The following is a 16068-nucleotide window of genomic DNA, read 5'->3' as shown; positions in this document are numbered from 1 at the left end:
TCCCGTGTGAAAGTAGGTCATCGTCAGGCTCTTACAGCCCTCAAAAAGCCCAACCCCGCAAGGTTGGGCTTTTTGTTTTAGAGAATCGAAAACTCGCGCATCTACTGAATTAATGTCCGCCGAGTGGCCGAGTGCGCTTGGCTTCGAGGCGCTGTTGTTGCAAAAAGGCCAGTAATCGTGCTTCGGCGGCATATAGCCGGCGAACACTTTTTTTCTTGTCCGTCAATTCAGCCCAAATCTCCGTCATTCCCCCCGCATCCTCCGCCAGCTTGGCGCCGAGCGCCAACACGGCAGGATGCACATAGGCCTTCTTGCAGACAGCGGGCGTATTGCCGAGCTGCTTGGCGACCGCGCCCAGGATTTCCTTAGCGCTGTAGCGCTTGCTCGTCGCAACGTCGGCGCTGTCTGCACTGCACGCCAAGCGCGTGAGTTCAAGCGCCTGCACCGTACCGTGCCAAGTACGGAAGTCCTTCGCCGTGAAGTTATCGCCGGCCGCCTCTCGCAAGTACTCGTTGACGTCGGTGGAGGTCACGCTGCGTACCTCCCCGTCTTCAGCCTGGTACTGGAACAACTCTTGCCCGGACAACTGCTGGCAGCGACGTACCACGCGAGCGACACCTGGGTCATCGACTTCTGCTTCATGAAGGATCCCGCTCTTGCCGCGAAAGCGCAGTTTCAGAGACGAGCCACGGACGGCCACATGCCTGTTGCGCAACGTGCTGAGCCCATAGGAGCGGTTGGTACTGGCGTATTCCTCGTTGCCTACGCGCAGGAAAGTGATATCGAGCAATCGCACGATGGTGGCAAGCACAGTTGCCCGCTGCGGTGAAGCCTCCCTGCCGCCCGCGCGCAAATCGCGCACCACGCGGGCGCGAATCTTCGGCAATGCGCGGCCGAACAGTTCGAGGCGCTCGAACTTCGTCTCGTCTTTCAGCAGTCGCCATTCGGCGTGATAGCGATATTGCTTGCGGCCGCGAGCGTCGACGCCGGTCGCCTGCAGGTGCCCATTGGGCAAGGGGCATATCCAGACATCTGTATAGGCCGGCGGAATCGCCAATCGCTCGATGCGTGAGATCTCGCCGGTATCGCGCAGCCAACGTCCCTCGGCATCCCGATAACGGAAGTGCGCGCCATGCCTGACGCGGCTCAGCCCGGCCATTCCCGGCTCGATGTAGACGAGGCCGTTGGCGAGCGTTGCAGGGCGAGGGCGGGAAGGAGCGGCCATTGGACTTTGCGAAAATGACGGACGTAGCGTGCGTTTGCCAAGGCGCCGCGGCGAGATGGTGCGCGCCGCAAGCGGCTGTAGGACGCAGGGCGCGCCGCGAGTGCGATGCCATCTCTCTTTTATCTACTGCTATCGGAAAGTCGATGTCCTCCATCTGGTCGTCCCGCCTGCCTGTCCTGGCCTTGTCTGCTGTAGCCGTGCTGCTTGCGGGTTGTGCATCCACGCCGCAACCCGCAGCCCGGGTGCCGGTCAAGGTTTTCGTTGCCGCCATGTTCGAGATCGGCCAGAACACCGGCGATCGCGCAGGCGAATTCCAGCACTGGTACGAGCGCTACTGGAAAGGCGCCACGCCGATCAACGTCCCTGGCGCGATGCAGCCGGTCTACTGCAACGCAGACGGCGTCTGCGGCGCCGTGCTCGGCATGGGCAAGGTGAACTCCTCCGCCTCGATGCAGGCGATCCTCCTGCATCCCAAGTTCGATTTCTCCAAGACCTACTACGTGCTCTCGGGCGTGGCCGGCACGCCGCCCTCGCGCGGCACCATCGGCGAGGTCAACTGGGCCACCTGGCTGGTCGACTACGACCTCGGTCACCGCTGGGCCCCCGAGGAGAACAAGCCGGGCGAGCCGACCTTCATGCCGCGCAAGGGCTACGAGGAATACAGGCGCTTCAAGCTCAACCCGGAGCTCGTCGGCTGGGCGATGACGCTCTCCGCCGACACGCCACTGAAGGACTCCGAATCTGCCCGGGCCTACCGGCTGCGCTATCCGCAGGCCGCGGCGCGTCGCGCGCCCTTCGTCGGTACCGGCACGCACATGACGGGCGACACATTCTTCCACGGCCCCGGCATGTCCAACCAGGCGCAGTACATCGCCAAGCTCTACGGGGCCGACGACTACGCGATCACCGAGATGGAAGCCGCTGCGATCACGCTGGTGATCAAGCGTACGCACGGCAGCGATCGCGTGATGAGCCTGCGCGGCGCCGTGAACTTCGACCAGGGCAACCCGCGCGAGACCACGCTGCAGCACCTGGATCCGGCCCCCGGCGAAACTGCCGGCGGCTTTGCCGAGACGGTGGAGAACATCGCGCTGGTCGGCACGCGCGTGGTCGATCACATCGTCGCCAACTGGCCCCAGTGGCACGACGGCGTGCCGGCACTGAAGCGCTAGGCTAGAAAAGCGAAGCGGTCATCGCGGCTTCAGCCTCTGCACGCGCGGTGCTGCCAACCTGCGCCATTCGTGCCTCCTGGCTCCCGGCCTTCACCAGCGCGCCCACGCGCACGCCGAGGAGGCGCAACGGCCGCTCCAGCGGCACGCGCTTGAGGCAGCGCCCTGCCGTCAGCCGGATGGTCTTCGCATCGGCGGTGAACTGCTCGATGGTCTGGTCGCGCGTCGCGATCTTGAAGTCGTCATAGCGCAGCTTGATGCCGATGGTCTTGCCCACGTAGCCTTTGCGTTGCAAGTCCTCCGCCACCTTCTCGCACAGGTGCGTGAAGATCGCGCCCAGTTCGGCGCGGTTGCGCACCGCGTGCAGGTCGCGGTCGAAGGTGGTCTCGCGGCTCATTGACACGGGCTCGCTCTCGGTCACCACCGGCCGCTCGTCGCGTCCCCAGGCCATCTCGTGCATCCAGGCGCCGGTGGCCTTGCCGAAGTTCTCGATCAGCCACGAGCGATCGCGGGCTGCGAGTTCGCCGATCGTGCGGATGCCGAAACGCTGCAGCTTCTCGTCGGCCTTGGGTCCGATGCCGTTGACCTTGCGGCAAGGCAGCGGCCAGATGCGCGTCTCGAGGTCGCTCTCGTAGACGATGGAGACACCGTTGGGCTTCTCGAACTCGCTGGCCATCTTGGCCAGCAGCTTGTTGGGCGCGACACCGATCGAGCAGGTCAGCCCGGTGGCCTCGAGGATCGAGCGCTGGATCCGTCGCGCCAGCACCCGTCCCCCCTCGAGCTGCCCATCAGGCACCACGGTGAAGTCGATGTACACCTCGTCCACGCCGCGGTCTTCCATCACCGGCGCGGCGTTGGTGATCACCTTCTTGAAGATGCGCGAGAAGCGTCGGTACTCGTCGAAGTCGACTGGCAGGATGATGGCCTGTGGGCACAGCTTGGCCGCCTTCATGAGCCCCATGGCGGAGCCGACGCCGAAGGGGCGCGCCGGGTAGGTCGCCGTGGTGATCACGCCTCGCCCCACGTAGTCCCTCAGCAGCGGAAAAGTTTCGACCGGAATGTCGGCCAGCGTGCCGCCTTCCGGCACGTGTCGCAGGGCCTCGTCTTCGCGGCGCCGGCTTCCGCCGATGACCACCGGCAGACCCTTGAGCTGCGGATAGCGCAGCAATTCCACCGAGGCATAGAACGCGTCCATGTCGAGGTGGGCAATGCGGCGGATCGGGGCAATGGTCACGGCAAGGATTTTGAACGCTGGGGAAGGGCTCTGGTGTGCCGGGGCCATCGATGCCATCATGTCGGCCATGCAAATCGTAGCCACCATGTTCTGGCGCCGGCTCGACCTGCCCGGCCACGATGCCTGTCGCCTGGAGAAGCACGGCGACGGGTGGCAACTCGATGGCGCGGCCGTGTTCCGCAGCGAGAACGGGCAGCCGGCCCGTCTGGACTATCGCGTGCACTGCGACAAGGCCTGGCATGCGAAATGGGGCCGCGTGCGCGGCTGGGTGGGTTCCCTGGCGGTGGACTTCGCGATCGCACGCGCCGGCAACGGCGGATGGACCCTCAACGACCAGGCCGCGCCGGGCTTGGCGCATTGCACCGACCTGGACCTGGGCTTCACGCCTGCCACCAACCTGCTGGCCCTGCGCCGTCTGAACCTGCAGGTCGGCGAGAGCGCCGAGTCGCCTGCCGCCTGGCTCGATCTCGACGACGAGGGCCTGAGCGCGCTGGTGCAGACCTACGAGCGCCGCAGCGAGACGGAGTACTGGTACCAGGCCGCCCGCTTCGACTACGAGGCCCTGCTGGTCGTCACGGCCGATGGCTTCGTCACGGACTACCCCAAGCTCTGGCAGTCCGAAGCCTGAAGCATCGCGCGCGAAGGGCTCAGTGATCGTGGTGCAGGTAGCTGGCCTGCCGCGGCAGACGCCAGCTCACCAGGAAGGCGATCACCATCATCGCCGTCACGTACCAGAAGAAGGCCGACTCGTGGCCCAGTGACTTGAGTCCCAGCGCCACGTACTCCGCCGAGCCGCCGAAGATCGCATTGGCCACCGCGTAGGCCAGGCCCACGCCGAGCGCGCGGACCTCGGGTGGAAACATCTCCGCCTTCACGATGCCGCTGATCGAGGTGTAGAAGCTCACGATCGCCAGTGCCAGGATGATCAGCGCGAACGCGGCCACCGGGCTCGTCACATGCTGCAGCGCGGTCAGGATCGGCACCGTCGCCAGCGCTCCCAGCGCGCCGAACAGCAGCATGTTGTTGCGCCGGCCGATGCGGTCCGACAGCGCGCCGAAGGGCGGCTGCAGGCACATGTAGACGAACAGGGCGCAGGTCATCACGTAGCTGGTGGTCTTGATCAGGTACTTCTGCATGTAGGTCGTGAAGGTGTAGAAGATCGGCGAGCCGCCCGCGGTGAAGCCCAGCACGGTGACGAAGGCCGCTTTGTGGCGCCGGAACAGCCCGGCCAGCGTGCCGGCCTCCTCGTTGTTGCGGCTCTCCGCACTGGAGGTCTCCTGCAGCTGGCGCCGCAGCTGCATCGCCACCACCGCCGTCAGCGCGCCGATCACGAAGGGGATGCGCCAGCCCCAGGCCTTGAGCTCGGCCTCGCTCAGCAATTGCTCGAGGATCACGATGACCAGCACCGCGAGCAGCTGGCCGCGGATCAGCGTGACGTACTGGAACGAGGAAAAGAAGCCCGCGTTGGCCCTTGAGCGCCACCTCGCTCATGTAGGTGGCGGTCGTGCCGTACTCGCCGCCCACCGACAGGCCCTGGAACAGCCGTGCCGCCAGCAGCAGCGCGGGCGCCCAGGCGCCGATGCTGTCGTAGGTGGGCATGCAAGCGATGGCGAGCGAGCCCGCGCACATCATCGTGACCGAGACCACCATCGAGAACTTGCGGCCCTTGCGATCGGCGATGCGGCCGAACAGCCAGCCGCCGACGGGCCGCATCAGGAAGCCCGCTGCGAAGACGCCCGCCGTATCGAGCAGCTGGACCGTCGGATCGGATTTCGGAAAGAAGGAGTCGGCGAAGTAGATCGCCGAGAAGGCGTAGACGTAGAAGTCGAACCACTCGACCAGGTTGCCGGAGGAGGCGCCGGATCGCGAAGATCCGGCCGTGTTGTCAGCCGGCGCCTTGCCCGGGTCGCCCGCGTGGATCAGTCGAACAGCGCAGCGTGCCCCGCCACCAGTGCGCGGTTGCGCTGCCGGTCGAGCGCGATCTCTCGCGCGAAGGACTCCATGCTGCCGCCCGCCGGCAGGTTGTGCGCCTCCCGCAGCCACAGGCGCAGCGGTTCGGTCTCGAGCATGCGGTTGATCTCCGCATGGAGCCGCTGCACCACCGCCGCTGGCGTGCGCGCGGGTGCGAAGAGGCCGAACAGCGACACCAGGTTGGCCTGCGGAAAGCCGAGTTCCGCCAGCGTCGGCACGTCGGGCAGCACGTCCAGCCGCGCCGGCGCGCCGACCGCCAGCGGCTGCAGCCGGCCGCTCTCGATGTACTGCAGCTGCTGCGCGGCTACATTGGTGGACAGCACCTCGAACTGCCCGGCCAGCGCATCCTTCAGCTGCGGGCCGCCGCCTTGATAGGGGATGTGCGTGATCGCGGCGCCGCTCTGGGCGCGCACCTGCACCAGCACCATGTGTCCGACGGTCGCCATGCCCGAGCTGGCCCATCGCACGGCGCCGGGCTGGGCGCGCGCCAGTGCGACCAGTGCGTCGAAGCCGCGGCCCGCGAAGGCCGGCGTGCCCACCACCAGCACCGGCGTGCGCATCACGCTGACCACCGGCACGAAAGCGCGCAGCGGGTCGTAGCGCACGCGCGTGAGCAGCGGTTGCAGCGTCAGCGGGCTGATGGCCGAGAAGGCGAGGGTGCGGCCGTCCGGCGCCGCACGTGCGAGCACCCCCATGCCGACGGCACCGCCTGCGCCCGCGCGATGCTCCACCAGTACCGGCACGCCCAGGGCCTGCGACAGCGGCTCGGCCAGCACGCGCGCCATGCCGTCGCTGACGCCGCCGGGCGGGTAGACGACCAGCAGGCGCAGCGGACGATCGGGCCACGCCGCGGGCGCGGCCAGCGCGCCCGGTGGCAGTGGCCAGCTCAATGGCGAGGCGCAGGCCGCGAGCCCCCATCGTCCCAGTGTGCGGCGCTGCAGCTTCATTCGGCGGCGGCGCGCTCGCGCAGCAGCGTGGCGAAATGCAGGGCCGGCAGGTTGTCCTCGCCCTCGCGCGACACGAGCGTGAGCGGCGCATCGAGAGGCGCGCTGTCCGCCAGGGCGGCATAGCGGATCGCATGCGGATGCACCCCGCCCATGGAGGCCGGCACCACCGACAGGCCGACGCCGGCCGCCACCAGGTTCAGGTTGGTCATCATGCGATCTACCTCGGCCACCACCCGCGGCTGCAGGCCCTGCGCCTGGCACAGCGCCAGCAGATCGGCGTAGAGGCCCGGCGCGCCGGGCCGCCGCACGAGGATCAGCCCTTCCTCGCACAGCTGCGCAAGGGACAGCGGCGCGCGCGGGTCGTTCCCGTCGTCGTTGGCGAGGCGGTGATCGCGCGGCATCGCCACCAGCACCGGCTCGCGCAGCAGTGTCTCGAAACGCAGGCCCTCGGGTCGCGCCACCGGCATGCGCAGCAGCCCGCAATGCAGGCGTCCGGCGGCGAGCGCCTCGGTCAGCTCGGCGGCATTGTTCTCGCGCAGTTTCAGCGCGACGCCCGGATGGCTCTGCCGGAAGGCGCGCAGCGCGTCCGGCATGAAGCGGTGCGCCGCCGCCGAGCTGGTGAAGCCGATGGCGAGCTCGCCATCCTGCCCCCGCGCCACGCGCACCATGCGTTGCTTCATCGCGTCCATGTCCTGCAGCATGCGCAGCGCTTCGGTCTGGAAGCGGCGGCCCGCGTCGGTGAGCGCCATGCCACGCGGATGGCGCTTGAACAGGGCGATGCCGAGCTCGCGCTCCAGTGCCTTGATCTGCAGGCTCAGCGGCGGCTGCTGGATACCCAGCTGCTCCGCGGCGCGGGTCATGTGGCCAGTCTCAGCCACGGCCGCGAAGTAGCGGAGTGCTCTCAGGTCCATATGTTTTTCATATTGATAGGGTTGCTTTATTTTATTTGACCCTAAGTCACTGCTGATTCATCTTCGGAGCCCCCATCAAGAGGTCCCGCGAGGCCTCGCTCCGGAGACATGTTCATGCCGTTTTTTCGCTCTTGCTGCCCATCGCTTTTGGCCCGCGCATTTCCCCTGTGCCTGGCCCTGATCCTTGCCGCCTGTGGCGGCGGCGGGGGTGGCGGCTTCGCCGGCCTTCCGGCCGCGCCGGCCCCCTCCGGCGGCACGCCATCGCCCGATTCCGATCCACCCGCGGCGCCGCCCGCGACGGTCGCGCCCAAGGTTGCCTGCACATCGCTCGCCGGCATGGACATCGCGGCCGGCCGCATCGGCCTGCCGACCCAGGGCGCGAACGTGGCCAGCGCGGTGGAGGTCGCCGCCGACGAGCCCGGCAACGCATTGGGCGCACATTGCCGGGTCCGCGGCAGCATCCGGCCGATCGACCCGAACGCGCCGCTGATCAACTTCCAGCTCAACCTGCCGCAGCAGTGGAACCAGAAGCTGATCCACTTCGGGGGCGGTGGCTTCAACGGCCGGCTGATCGATGGCACCGAGACGGTCCGCTTCGGCCCGCCCGACAAGCCCGCGCCGTTGGCGCTGGGCTACGCCACCTTCGGCGACGACTCCGGCCACCAGAGCAGCAGCATCACCGATGGCCGCTTCGCCGCCGATGACGAGTCCCTGGCCAACTACGGCGGCCAGTCGCTGAAGAAGACGCACGACGTCGTCATGCAGCTCGTGCAAGCGCATTACGGCGGCGCGCCGAAGAAGACCTACTTCCTCGGCACCTCCACCGGCGGCCGCGACGCGCTGGCCTACATCCAGCGCTGGCCGGCGGACTACGACGGGGTGATCGCCAACGAACCCGCGCTCAACTACAGCGGCACGCGCCTGTCGAACGTGGCGGTGGGGCGTGCCCTGTACGCCAATGGCGGCGCCGGCTGGCTCAACATCGCCAAGACCCTGCTGGTCCAGCGCACCGTGCTGCAGGCGTGCGACCGGCTCGATGGCGCCGTCGACGCCATCGTCAGCAACGTCGAGAGCTGCCGTCTGCTCAACGCGCAGATCCTCGCATCGCTGCGCTGCAGCGGGGGCACCGACAACGGCGACGGCTGCCTCTCCGATGCGCAACTCGCCACCGTCCGCACCATCGAATCGCCGCTGGTGTTCAACGGCTATTCCCTCGCGAACGGCGTGACTCGCGCCGGCGGCTACAACCTCCTCGAAGGCGCGCTGGTGGCCGGCCCCTACACCACGCGCAACCTGGGCACGCGGCCCGTGCCTGCCAACCCCGCGACCTCCGCCGACGCCAACATGTACGTCACCGGCGACCAGTGGGTGAAGTTCTTCGTCACGCGCCTTGAAGCCTTCGACTCGCTGGGCTTCGATCCCGTGGCACCCGGTTCCTGGTCGGCGCGCGTGGCCGAGGTCTCGGCGATCACGGATGCCACCAATCCGCAATTGAGCCCCTTCCTGGCCCGCGGCGGGCGGCTGATCCTGCTGCACGGCCTGGCTGACGAAGTGATCAGCCCCAACTCCACCATCGACTACTACCAGCAGTTGATCGCCACCGTCGGCGCCGATGCCGTGGAGCGCAGCGTGCGCTTCTACACCGTGCCGGGCATGGGCCACGGCACCGGGGTCTTCATCCCGTCCTGGGATTCCCTCGCGGCGCTGGAAAGCTGGGTCGAAGGCGGCCTCGCGCCGGCCACCGGCGTGGCGATGGACACCGTGGCCGGCAGCTTCGGCCGCACGCGCCCGCTGTGCCGCTTTCCGGCCTGGCCCAAGTACCGCGGCAGCGGCAGCCTCGACGCGGCCATCAACTACAGCTGCGTCCAGGAGGTGGGCGATCCGCTCGCCTGCCCCCACCTGCCCGGCGCAGCCACCCACTACAAGGGCGGCAACAGCCTGGGCGAGGAGCTCGACGTGCTGGTCGACCCGGCCACGCTGGCCTACACCGTCACCATCGACGCCAGCCTGGACCGTGCCGCCGGCACGCAGCGCACCGGCACGCTCACTGCCCAGGGGCAATGCAAGTACGCCAGCGCCGAAAACGGGGCGGTCTTCAGTTTCGCCGCGGGTGGCGTGCTGCAGGGCGGCGTGGCGGCGCCTGCCGGCGGCAGCTTCACGCCGCTCATCGCCTTCCAGAACAGCTTCGAGAACGCCGCTACGCCCACGGTCTTCAACCCGGTGGCGAACATCTTCAACGCGGCCGGCGCGCAGCAGGGCGCGGGCGCTGCCACCCCCTATGCCGGGGCGGTGCGCCTGCGCAATGCGGGCACCTTCCAGTACTGCCGCGACCCGGTCACCAATGGCTTCATGAGCTACGACCCCAACTGCACGCAGACCGAGAAGGGCTACATCAGCTGGGTTGCGGCGCGGCAGGCCTTCGATGTACGCACCACCTCGCCGAGCGGCGGCGCCACCACCACCGGCGGCACGCTCACGGGCTCGATGGTGATCGGCCTCGTCGGCGGCAGCGCCGTGCCCCTGCACCTGGTGCGCGAATCGGCGACCAACCGCGGCATGCGCCTGATGGCGCCGCAGCAGAGCCTGGCCGCGGGCGCGGCCGACGGCCTCTACGCCATGGCCAGCGTGCAGGGTGAAACGCGCGAAGCCACGGTGGCGGGCAGCGGCTTCAACCTGGGCGGCGCGGCAGCGGGCCTGAGCTACGACACGCCCGTCCCGGGCGTCGCGCAGGCCGACGCCGGCCGGCCGGGCCACTTCATCTTCAACCAGGGCGTGCTGGCCTTCGTCTCCTCGTCGGGTGCGAGCGCGGCCCTCGACATCGGAGTGCGGCATTGATGATGACCCAGAAGAACCGGATCCTTCCCTTCCTCTCCGGCCTGGCGCTTGCGTGGAGCGCTCACGCCGCGCCTGCGCCTGCCGGCTGCCCCGCGCCGGTCCCCGCGTCGGCGCGCTGCTTCACCGGCCAGGACGGCGCCGGCGCCTTCTACTGGATCGCCATCCCGCGCGACTGGAACCGGGTGCTGGTCATGCACGCGCACGGCGGTCCCGAAACCGGCCCGCCCGAGTCCGAGCGCAGCCGCAAGGACCTGGAGCGCTGGGCCGTCACGGTCGAGGCCGGCTATGCCTGGGCCGGCTCCACCTACCGCCGCGGCGGCTACGGCGTGACCATGGCAGCCGAGGACACCGAGCGGCTGCGCCGCCTCTTCGTCTCGCGCTTCGGCGCGCCGCGGCGCACGCTGCTGCACGGCCAGAGCTACGGCGGTGGCGTTGCCTCGAAGGCGGCCGAGCTCTATCCGGCTGGCGCCTACGACGGCGTGCTGCTCACCAACGGCGTGCTCGGCGGCGGCAACAGCGCCTACGACTTCCGGCTGGACCTGCGCGTGGTGTACCAGCAGGTGTGCCGCAACCATCCGCGCCCCGAGGAGCCGCAGTACCCGCTGTGGATGGGCCTGCCCAGGGATTCGAAACTCTCGCGCGCCGAGCTGGCGGAGCGCGTCAAGGCCTGCACCGGCGTCGGCGCGCCGGCCGCGCAGCGCACGCCCGAGCAGGCCGCGCGCCTGAAGACCATCCTCACCGCCGTGAAGATCCCGGAGCGCACGCTGGTCGCGCACCTCAACTGGGCCACCTGGCTGTTCCAGGACCTGGTGCAGGAGCGTCTGGGCAGCCGCAACCCCTTCGGCAACATCGGCGTGACGTACCAGGGCGCGGGCGATGACGCGGCGTCGCTCAATGCCGGCGTGGCGCGCTACGCGGCCGACCCGCAGGCCCAGGGCGCACTCGCCGTCGACAGCCTGCCCACCGGACGCACCCGGCTCCCCACGCTGACCCTGCATGCGATCCACGACCCCACCGCCTTCGTCGAGCTGGAGAGCGCGTACCGCGCCATCCGCGAAAACGCCGGCACCGCCGACCGGCTGGTGCAGACCTTCAGCGACGAATCCGAGCACAGCTACCTGAGCGATCCGCAATATCCGGCGCTCTTCGCCGCGCTACTGGACTGGATCGACAAGGGCGAGAAGCCCACGCCGGCCTCGGTCGCCGCGCGCTGCTCGGCCTTCGAGCCGGACTTCGGCGAAGGCGGCAAGTCGCGTTGCCGCATCCAGCCCGGCTACCAGCCCCCACCGCTGGCCTCGCGCGTGCCGCCGCGCTGATCAGGCCCTCAGAACGTGCCCGGCAGCAGGATGCTCGAATCCACCTGGTCGATCTGCGTGCGTCCGCAGAAGGCCATGGTGATGTCCAGCTCTTTCTGGAGGATCTGCAGCGCCCGCGTCACGCCCGCCTCGCCGAAGGCGCCCAGGCCGTAGAGGAAGCTGCGCCCGATCAGCGTGCCGCGCGCGCCCAGCGCACGCGCCTTGAGCACGTCCTGGCCGCTGCGGATGCCGCCGTCCATCCACACCTCGATCTCGGTGCCCACCGCCTCGGCGATGGCCGGCAGCGCTTCGATGGAGGAGGGCGCTCCGTCGAGTTGGCGCCCGCCGTGGTTCGACACGATCAGCGCATCCGCGCCGCTGGAGGCCGCCAGGCGCGCGTCCTCCACGTCCAGGATGCCCTTGAGGATCAGCTTGCCGCCCCAGAGCTTCTTGATCCACTCCACGTCGGCCCAGCTCAGCGCCGGATCGAACTGCTCCGCCGTCCATGACGACAGCGAGGACAGGTCGCCCACCCCCTTCGCGTGGCCCACGATGTTGCCGAAGCTGCGGCGCTTCGTTCCCAGCATGCCGAGGCACCAGCGCGGCTTGCCCGCGAGGTTGATCAGGTTGCGGAGCGTGGGCTTGGGCGGCGCCGTCAGGCCATTCTTGATGTCCTTGTGCCGCTGGCCCAGGATCTGCAGGTCCAGCGTGAGCTGCAGGGCCGAGACGTTGGCCGCCCTGGCGCGCTCGATCAGCCGCTCGATGAAGTCGCGGTCGCGCATCACGTACAGCTGGAACCAGAAGGGATGGCGGTCCGTGTTCTCCGCGATGTCCTCCAGCGAGCAGATGCTCATGGTCGACAGCGTGAACGGGATGCCGAAGGCCTTGGCGGCGCGCGCGCCCAGGATCTCGCCGTCGGCATGCTGCATGCCCGTCAGCCCGGTGGGCGCGATCGCCACCGGCATCGCCACTTCCTCGCCGACCATCGTCGTGCGTGTGGAGCGGCCCTCCATGTTCACCGCCACCCGCTGGCGCAGCTTGATCTTCTGGAAGTCGGCCTCGTTCGCGCGGTAGGTGCCCTCGGTCCAGGCGCCGGAATCGGCGTAGTCGTAGAACATGCGCGGCACGCGCGACTGGGCGATCACTCGCAGGTCTTCGATGCAGGTGATCTTGGACAGGTCGGGCACTCGGGGTCTCCTTCTTGGGGTGCACTGGGGCCTCGATTATCGCGGCGCCCCAGACCGGCACGCCTGTTGCTTGCCTCTGGCACATGGGCTGCGCGCCTGCCTCGACCTTTCCCAATTCCAACAGGAGCATCCGAATGAATCGCAACGACGTCACCGAGAAGATCGTCACCGCCAAGGTGGCCAAGGGCATCCAGTGGGCCGAAGTCGCCGAGAAGGTCGGCCTCTCGAAGGAATGGACCACGGCCGCCTGCCTCGGCCAGATGACGCTCGACCAGAAGCAGGCCGCCATCGTCGGTGAGATCTTCGGCCTCACGGCCGAGGAGCAGAAGTGGCTGCAGGTGGTGCCCTACAAGGGCTCGCTGCCCTCGGCGGTGCCCACCGATCCGCTGATCTACCGCTGGTACGAGATCGTGAGCGTCTACGGCACCACCATCAAGGAACTGATCCACGAGGAGTTCGGCGACGGCATCATGAGCGCGATCGACTTCAGCATGGACATCCAGCGGCAGGCCGATCCGAAGGGCGACCGGGTGAACGTGGTGCTGTCCGGGAAGTTCCTGCCCTACAAGACCTACTGAACCAGACAGGGAGCGGCGCATAGGGTGCGCCCCCGGTTTGACACGGCGCAAGTCTTGCTATCCTGCCCCGGGCTCCTTGCGGGCCTGCGACGGGCCCTCGAACGGCGGAGGTGCAACGCAGCAGAAATTCTCAACGGCCGGATCGCAGGGGATGCGCACCATGAAACTCCACAAGGCCCTCACCCTCTTCCTCGTTCTGGCCGCCGGTGCCACATTGGCCGCTGCCGAACCGGCCATCGTCTACGACATGGGCGGCAAGTTCGACAAGTCCTTCAACGAGGCGGCCTACCGCGGTGCCGAGATGTGGAAGAAGGAGAGCGGCAAGCCCTACCTCGACTTCGAGATCGCCAACGAAGCGCAGCGCGAGCAGGCCATGCGCCGCATGGCGGGGCGCGGCGCCAACCCGGTGATCGGCATCGGCTTCTCGCAGGGCAGCAGCCTGGAGAAGGTGGCCAAGGAATTCCCCAGGCTCAACTTCGCGATCGTCGATTCGGTGGTCAAGCTGCCCAATGTCGAATCGATCGTGTTCAAGGAGCACGAGGGCAGCTTCCTCGTCGGCATGATGGCGGCGCTGGCGAGCAAGAGCGGCAAGGTCGGCTTCGTCGGCGGCATGGACATCCCGCTGATCCGCAAATTCCAGTGCGGCTACGAGCAGGGCGCGAAGTACGCCAACCCCAAGGTCGAGGTGAGCTCGGTCATGACAGGCACCACGCCCGCTGCCTGGAGCGACCCGGCACGCGGCAGCGAGCTGGCCAAGGCGCAGTTCGCCAAGGGCGTCGACGTGGTCTTCGCCGCCGCCGGTGGCACGGGCTCGGGCGTCTACCAGGCGGCCAAGGACGCGGGCAAGCTGGCCATCGGCGTCGACAGCAACCAGAACCACATGCAGCCCGGCACCATGCTGACCTCGATGGTCAAGCGCGTCGACGTGGCGGTGTACAACGCCGCGAAGAAGCCGACCCCGGGTGTCACGGCCCTGGGCCTCAAGGAAGGCGGTGTCGACTACGCGCTGGACGAGCACAACGCCAAGCTCGTGAGCGCTGACATGAAGGCCAAGGTCGACGCTGCGAAGGCCGACATCATCGCCGGCAAGATCAAGGTCGTCGACTACATGGCCGACAACGCCTGCAAGCTTTGAGCGGGAGCCCCGCGCCCGCGGTGCGCATGACGCGCATCGACAAGCGCTTCGGCGCGGTCCACGCCAACCGCGACGTCACGCTCACCGTGCCGTCCGGCACCGTGCACGGCGTGGTGGGCGAGAACGGCGCCGGCAAGAGCACGCTGATGTCGATCCTCTACGGCTTCTACCAGGCCGACAGCGGCGAGATCGAGATCGAAGGCAGGCCAGCGCAGATCCGCGGCTCGAACGACGCCATCGCCCTGGGCATCGGCATGGTGCACCAGCACTTCATGCTGGTCGAACCTTTCTCCGCGCTCGACAACATCCTGCTCGGCGCCGAGCCGCACTGGCGGCTGCCGAACGCGCGCGCGCAGGTGCGCACGCGGCTGGATGCGTTGATGCAGGGCAGCGGCCTGCAGGTGCGGCTGGACCTGCCGGTCGAGCAACTGCCGGTGGGCGAGCGGCAGCGGCTGGAGATCCTCAAGACTCTGTTTCGCGGCGCGCGCATCCTGATCCTCGACGAGCCGACGGCCGTGCTCACGCCGCAGGAGACCGAGCAGCTGTTCGACACGCTGCGCGCCCTGCGCGCGCGCGGCACCACCGTGCTGCTGATCACCCACAAGCTCAAGGAGATCATGTCGCTGTGCGACGCCGTGACGGTGATGCGTGCGGGCGCCGTGGTGCTGGACTGCGCCATCGCCGACACCAGCGTCGACGCGCTCGCGCAGGCCATGGTCGGACGGCGCGTGCAGACGGGGCGGGTCGCAGCGTCGACGCAGATGGCGAGCGGCGCTCCGCTGCTCGACGCACGCGGCTTGAACTGGCGCGACGCGCAGGGGACGCCGCGCCTGGACGATGTCTCACTGCAACTGCGCGCGGGCGAGATCGTCGGCATCGCGGGCGTCTCGGGCAACGGCCAGAGCGAGTTGCTCGAAGTGCTGTCGGGCATGCTGGTGCCGCAGGCCGGCACGCTGGCGCTGGGGCCGCAAATCTTCACGCCGCAGCATTGGCTCGACCCCGAGGCCGCGCGCGAGGCCGGGCTCGCCCATGTGCCGGAGGACCGGCATCGGCGCGGGCTGGTGCTGCCCTTCGCGGCCTGGGAATCGGCGGTGCTCGGCTACCAGCGCCGGCCGCGCTACAACCGCCACGGCTGGATGCGGCACGCGACCATGCAGGCCGACACCGCGCAGATGATGGACGAATACGACGTGCGCCCGCGCAACGCGCGCCTGCGCAGCTCGAAGTTCTCCGGCGGCAACCAGCAGAAGCTGGTGCTGGCGCGCGAAGCCGCACCCAGGCCGCGGGTGCTGCTGGTGGGCCAGCCGACGCGCGGGGTCGACATCGGCGCCATCGAGTTCATCCATGGCCGCCTGCGCGCCATGGCGGCCGGCGGCGGGGCGGTGCTGGTCGTGTCCTCCGAGCTCGACGAGATCCTGGCGCTGGCCGACCGCGTGCTCGTGATGGCGGGCGGCCGCATCGTCGGCGAGCGGCCGGTCGCACAGTGCGACGAGACCACGCTGGGCCGCCTGATGTGCGGCGCGTTGGACGAGGTCGTCCAGACATGAGACGCCGGGGCGCTCCCAAGTCGAATGGCACCGC

12 protein-coding genes and 1 pseudogene are annotated in these 16068 nt (G+C 68.6%); 7 read left to right on the top strand and 6 right to left on the bottom strand.

Features of this window, described 5'->3' with window-relative positions:
* Positions 1-109: 109 nt before the first annotated feature.
* Positions 110-1225: a DNA topoisomerase IB gene (locus A8M77_RS17010; protein WP_238136854.1), complete on the bottom strand. Its 1116-nt coding sequence runs from the start codon at positions 1223-1225 to the stop codon at positions 110-112.
* 143 nt (positions 1226-1368) lie between these two features.
* On the opposite strand from A8M77_RS17010, the gene A8M77_RS17005 reads away from it, so the two are divergent.
* Positions 1369-2397 (top strand): purine-nucleoside phosphorylase, encoded by a 1029-nt coding sequence (locus A8M77_RS17005; RefSeq protein ID WP_143694634.1) that lies wholly within the window; start codon positions 1369-1371, stop codon positions 2395-2397.
* A 1-nt stretch (position 2398) separates the two neighbouring features.
* Here the strand turns inward: A8M77_RS17005 and A8M77_RS17000 are convergent, their stop codons facing one another.
* Entirely contained in the window at positions 2399-3676 is a 1278-nt protein-coding gene (locus A8M77_RS17000; RefSeq protein ID WP_086922697.1) for a Y-family DNA polymerase, read from the bottom strand.
* 19 nt (positions 3677-3695) lie between these two features.
* Here A8M77_RS17000 and A8M77_RS16995 point away from each other — a divergent pair, with 19 nt between their 5' ends.
* Complete coding sequence (locus tag A8M77_RS16995; protein ID WP_086922684.1) at positions 3696-4256, top strand: putative glycolipid-binding domain-containing protein; 561 nt, start codon at positions 3696-3698, stop codon at positions 4254-4256.
* Between the two features lie 19 nt (positions 4257-4275).
* Here the strand turns inward: A8M77_RS16995 and A8M77_RS16990 are convergent.
* The 3 genes and pseudogenes from A8M77_RS16990 to A8M77_RS16980 all read right to left on the bottom strand — a co-directional run bounded on the left by A8M77_RS16990 (position 4276) and on the right by A8M77_RS16980 (position 7457).
* Positions 4276-5548 (bottom strand): annotated as a pseudogene (locus A8M77_RS16990) (MFS family transporter).
* Entirely contained in the window at positions 5548-6546 is a 999-nt protein-coding gene (locus tag A8M77_RS16985; RefSeq protein WP_086922683.1) for a tripartite tricarboxylate transporter substrate binding protein, read from the bottom strand. Before A8M77_RS16985 ends, A8M77_RS16990 begins: the two are co-directional and overlap by 1 nt.
* A complete protein-coding gene (locus A8M77_RS16980; protein WP_086922682.1) occupies positions 6543-7457 on the bottom strand; it encodes a LysR family transcriptional regulator in 915 nt (304 codons plus the stop codon). Before A8M77_RS16980 ends, A8M77_RS16985 begins: the two co-directional genes overlap by 4 nt.
* Before the next feature lie 336 nt (positions 7458-7793).
* Here A8M77_RS16980 and A8M77_RS16975 point away from each other — a divergent pair, with 336 nt between their 5' ends.
* Entirely contained in the window at positions 7794-10292 is a 2499-nt protein-coding gene (locus A8M77_RS16975; RefSeq protein ID WP_443271527.1) for a tannase/feruloyl esterase family alpha/beta hydrolase, read from the top strand.
* Positions 10292-11608: an alpha/beta hydrolase gene (locus A8M77_RS16970; RefSeq protein WP_086922681.1), complete on the top strand. Its 1317-nt coding sequence runs from the start codon at positions 10292-10294 to the stop codon at positions 11606-11608. Before A8M77_RS16975 ends, A8M77_RS16970 begins: the two co-directional genes overlap by 1 nt.
* 8 nt (positions 11609-11616) lie before the next feature.
* On the opposite strand, the gene A8M77_RS16965 is transcribed toward A8M77_RS16970, so the two are convergent.
* Entirely contained in the window at positions 11617-12774 is a 1158-nt protein-coding gene (locus A8M77_RS16965) for an alpha-hydroxy acid oxidase (protein ID WP_086922680.1), read from the bottom strand.
* 134 nt (positions 12775-12908) lie between these two features.
* Between A8M77_RS16965 and cynS the strand changes: the two genes are divergently transcribed.
* The 3 genes from cynS (at position 12909) to A8M77_RS16950 (ending at position 16034) form a co-directional block, all read left to right on the top strand.
* Positions 12909-13352: a cyanase gene (gene cynS / locus A8M77_RS16960; RefSeq protein ID WP_086922679.1), complete on the top strand. Its 444-nt coding sequence runs from the start codon at positions 12909-12911 to the stop codon at positions 13350-13352.
* Between the two features lie 160 nt (positions 13353-13512).
* Positions 13513-14487, top strand: coding sequence for a BMP family lipoprotein (locus A8M77_RS16955; protein WP_086922695.1), 975 nt, complete (start codon positions 13513-13515; stop codon positions 14485-14487).
* Between the two features lie 26 nt (positions 14488-14513).
* Positions 14514-16034 (top strand): ABC transporter ATP-binding protein, encoded by a 1521-nt coding sequence (locus A8M77_RS16950; protein WP_086922678.1) that lies wholly within the window; start codon positions 14514-14516, stop codon positions 16032-16034.
* The last annotated feature ends 34 nt before the right edge of the window (positions 16035-16068 follow it).

It is taken from the genome of Variovorax sp. JS1663 (assembly GCF_002157355.1).
Classification (GTDB): domain Bacteria; phylum Pseudomonadota; class Gammaproteobacteria; order Burkholderiales; family Burkholderiaceae_C; genus Variovorax.
This window is presented reverse-complemented; position numbering and strand designations above follow the sequence as displayed.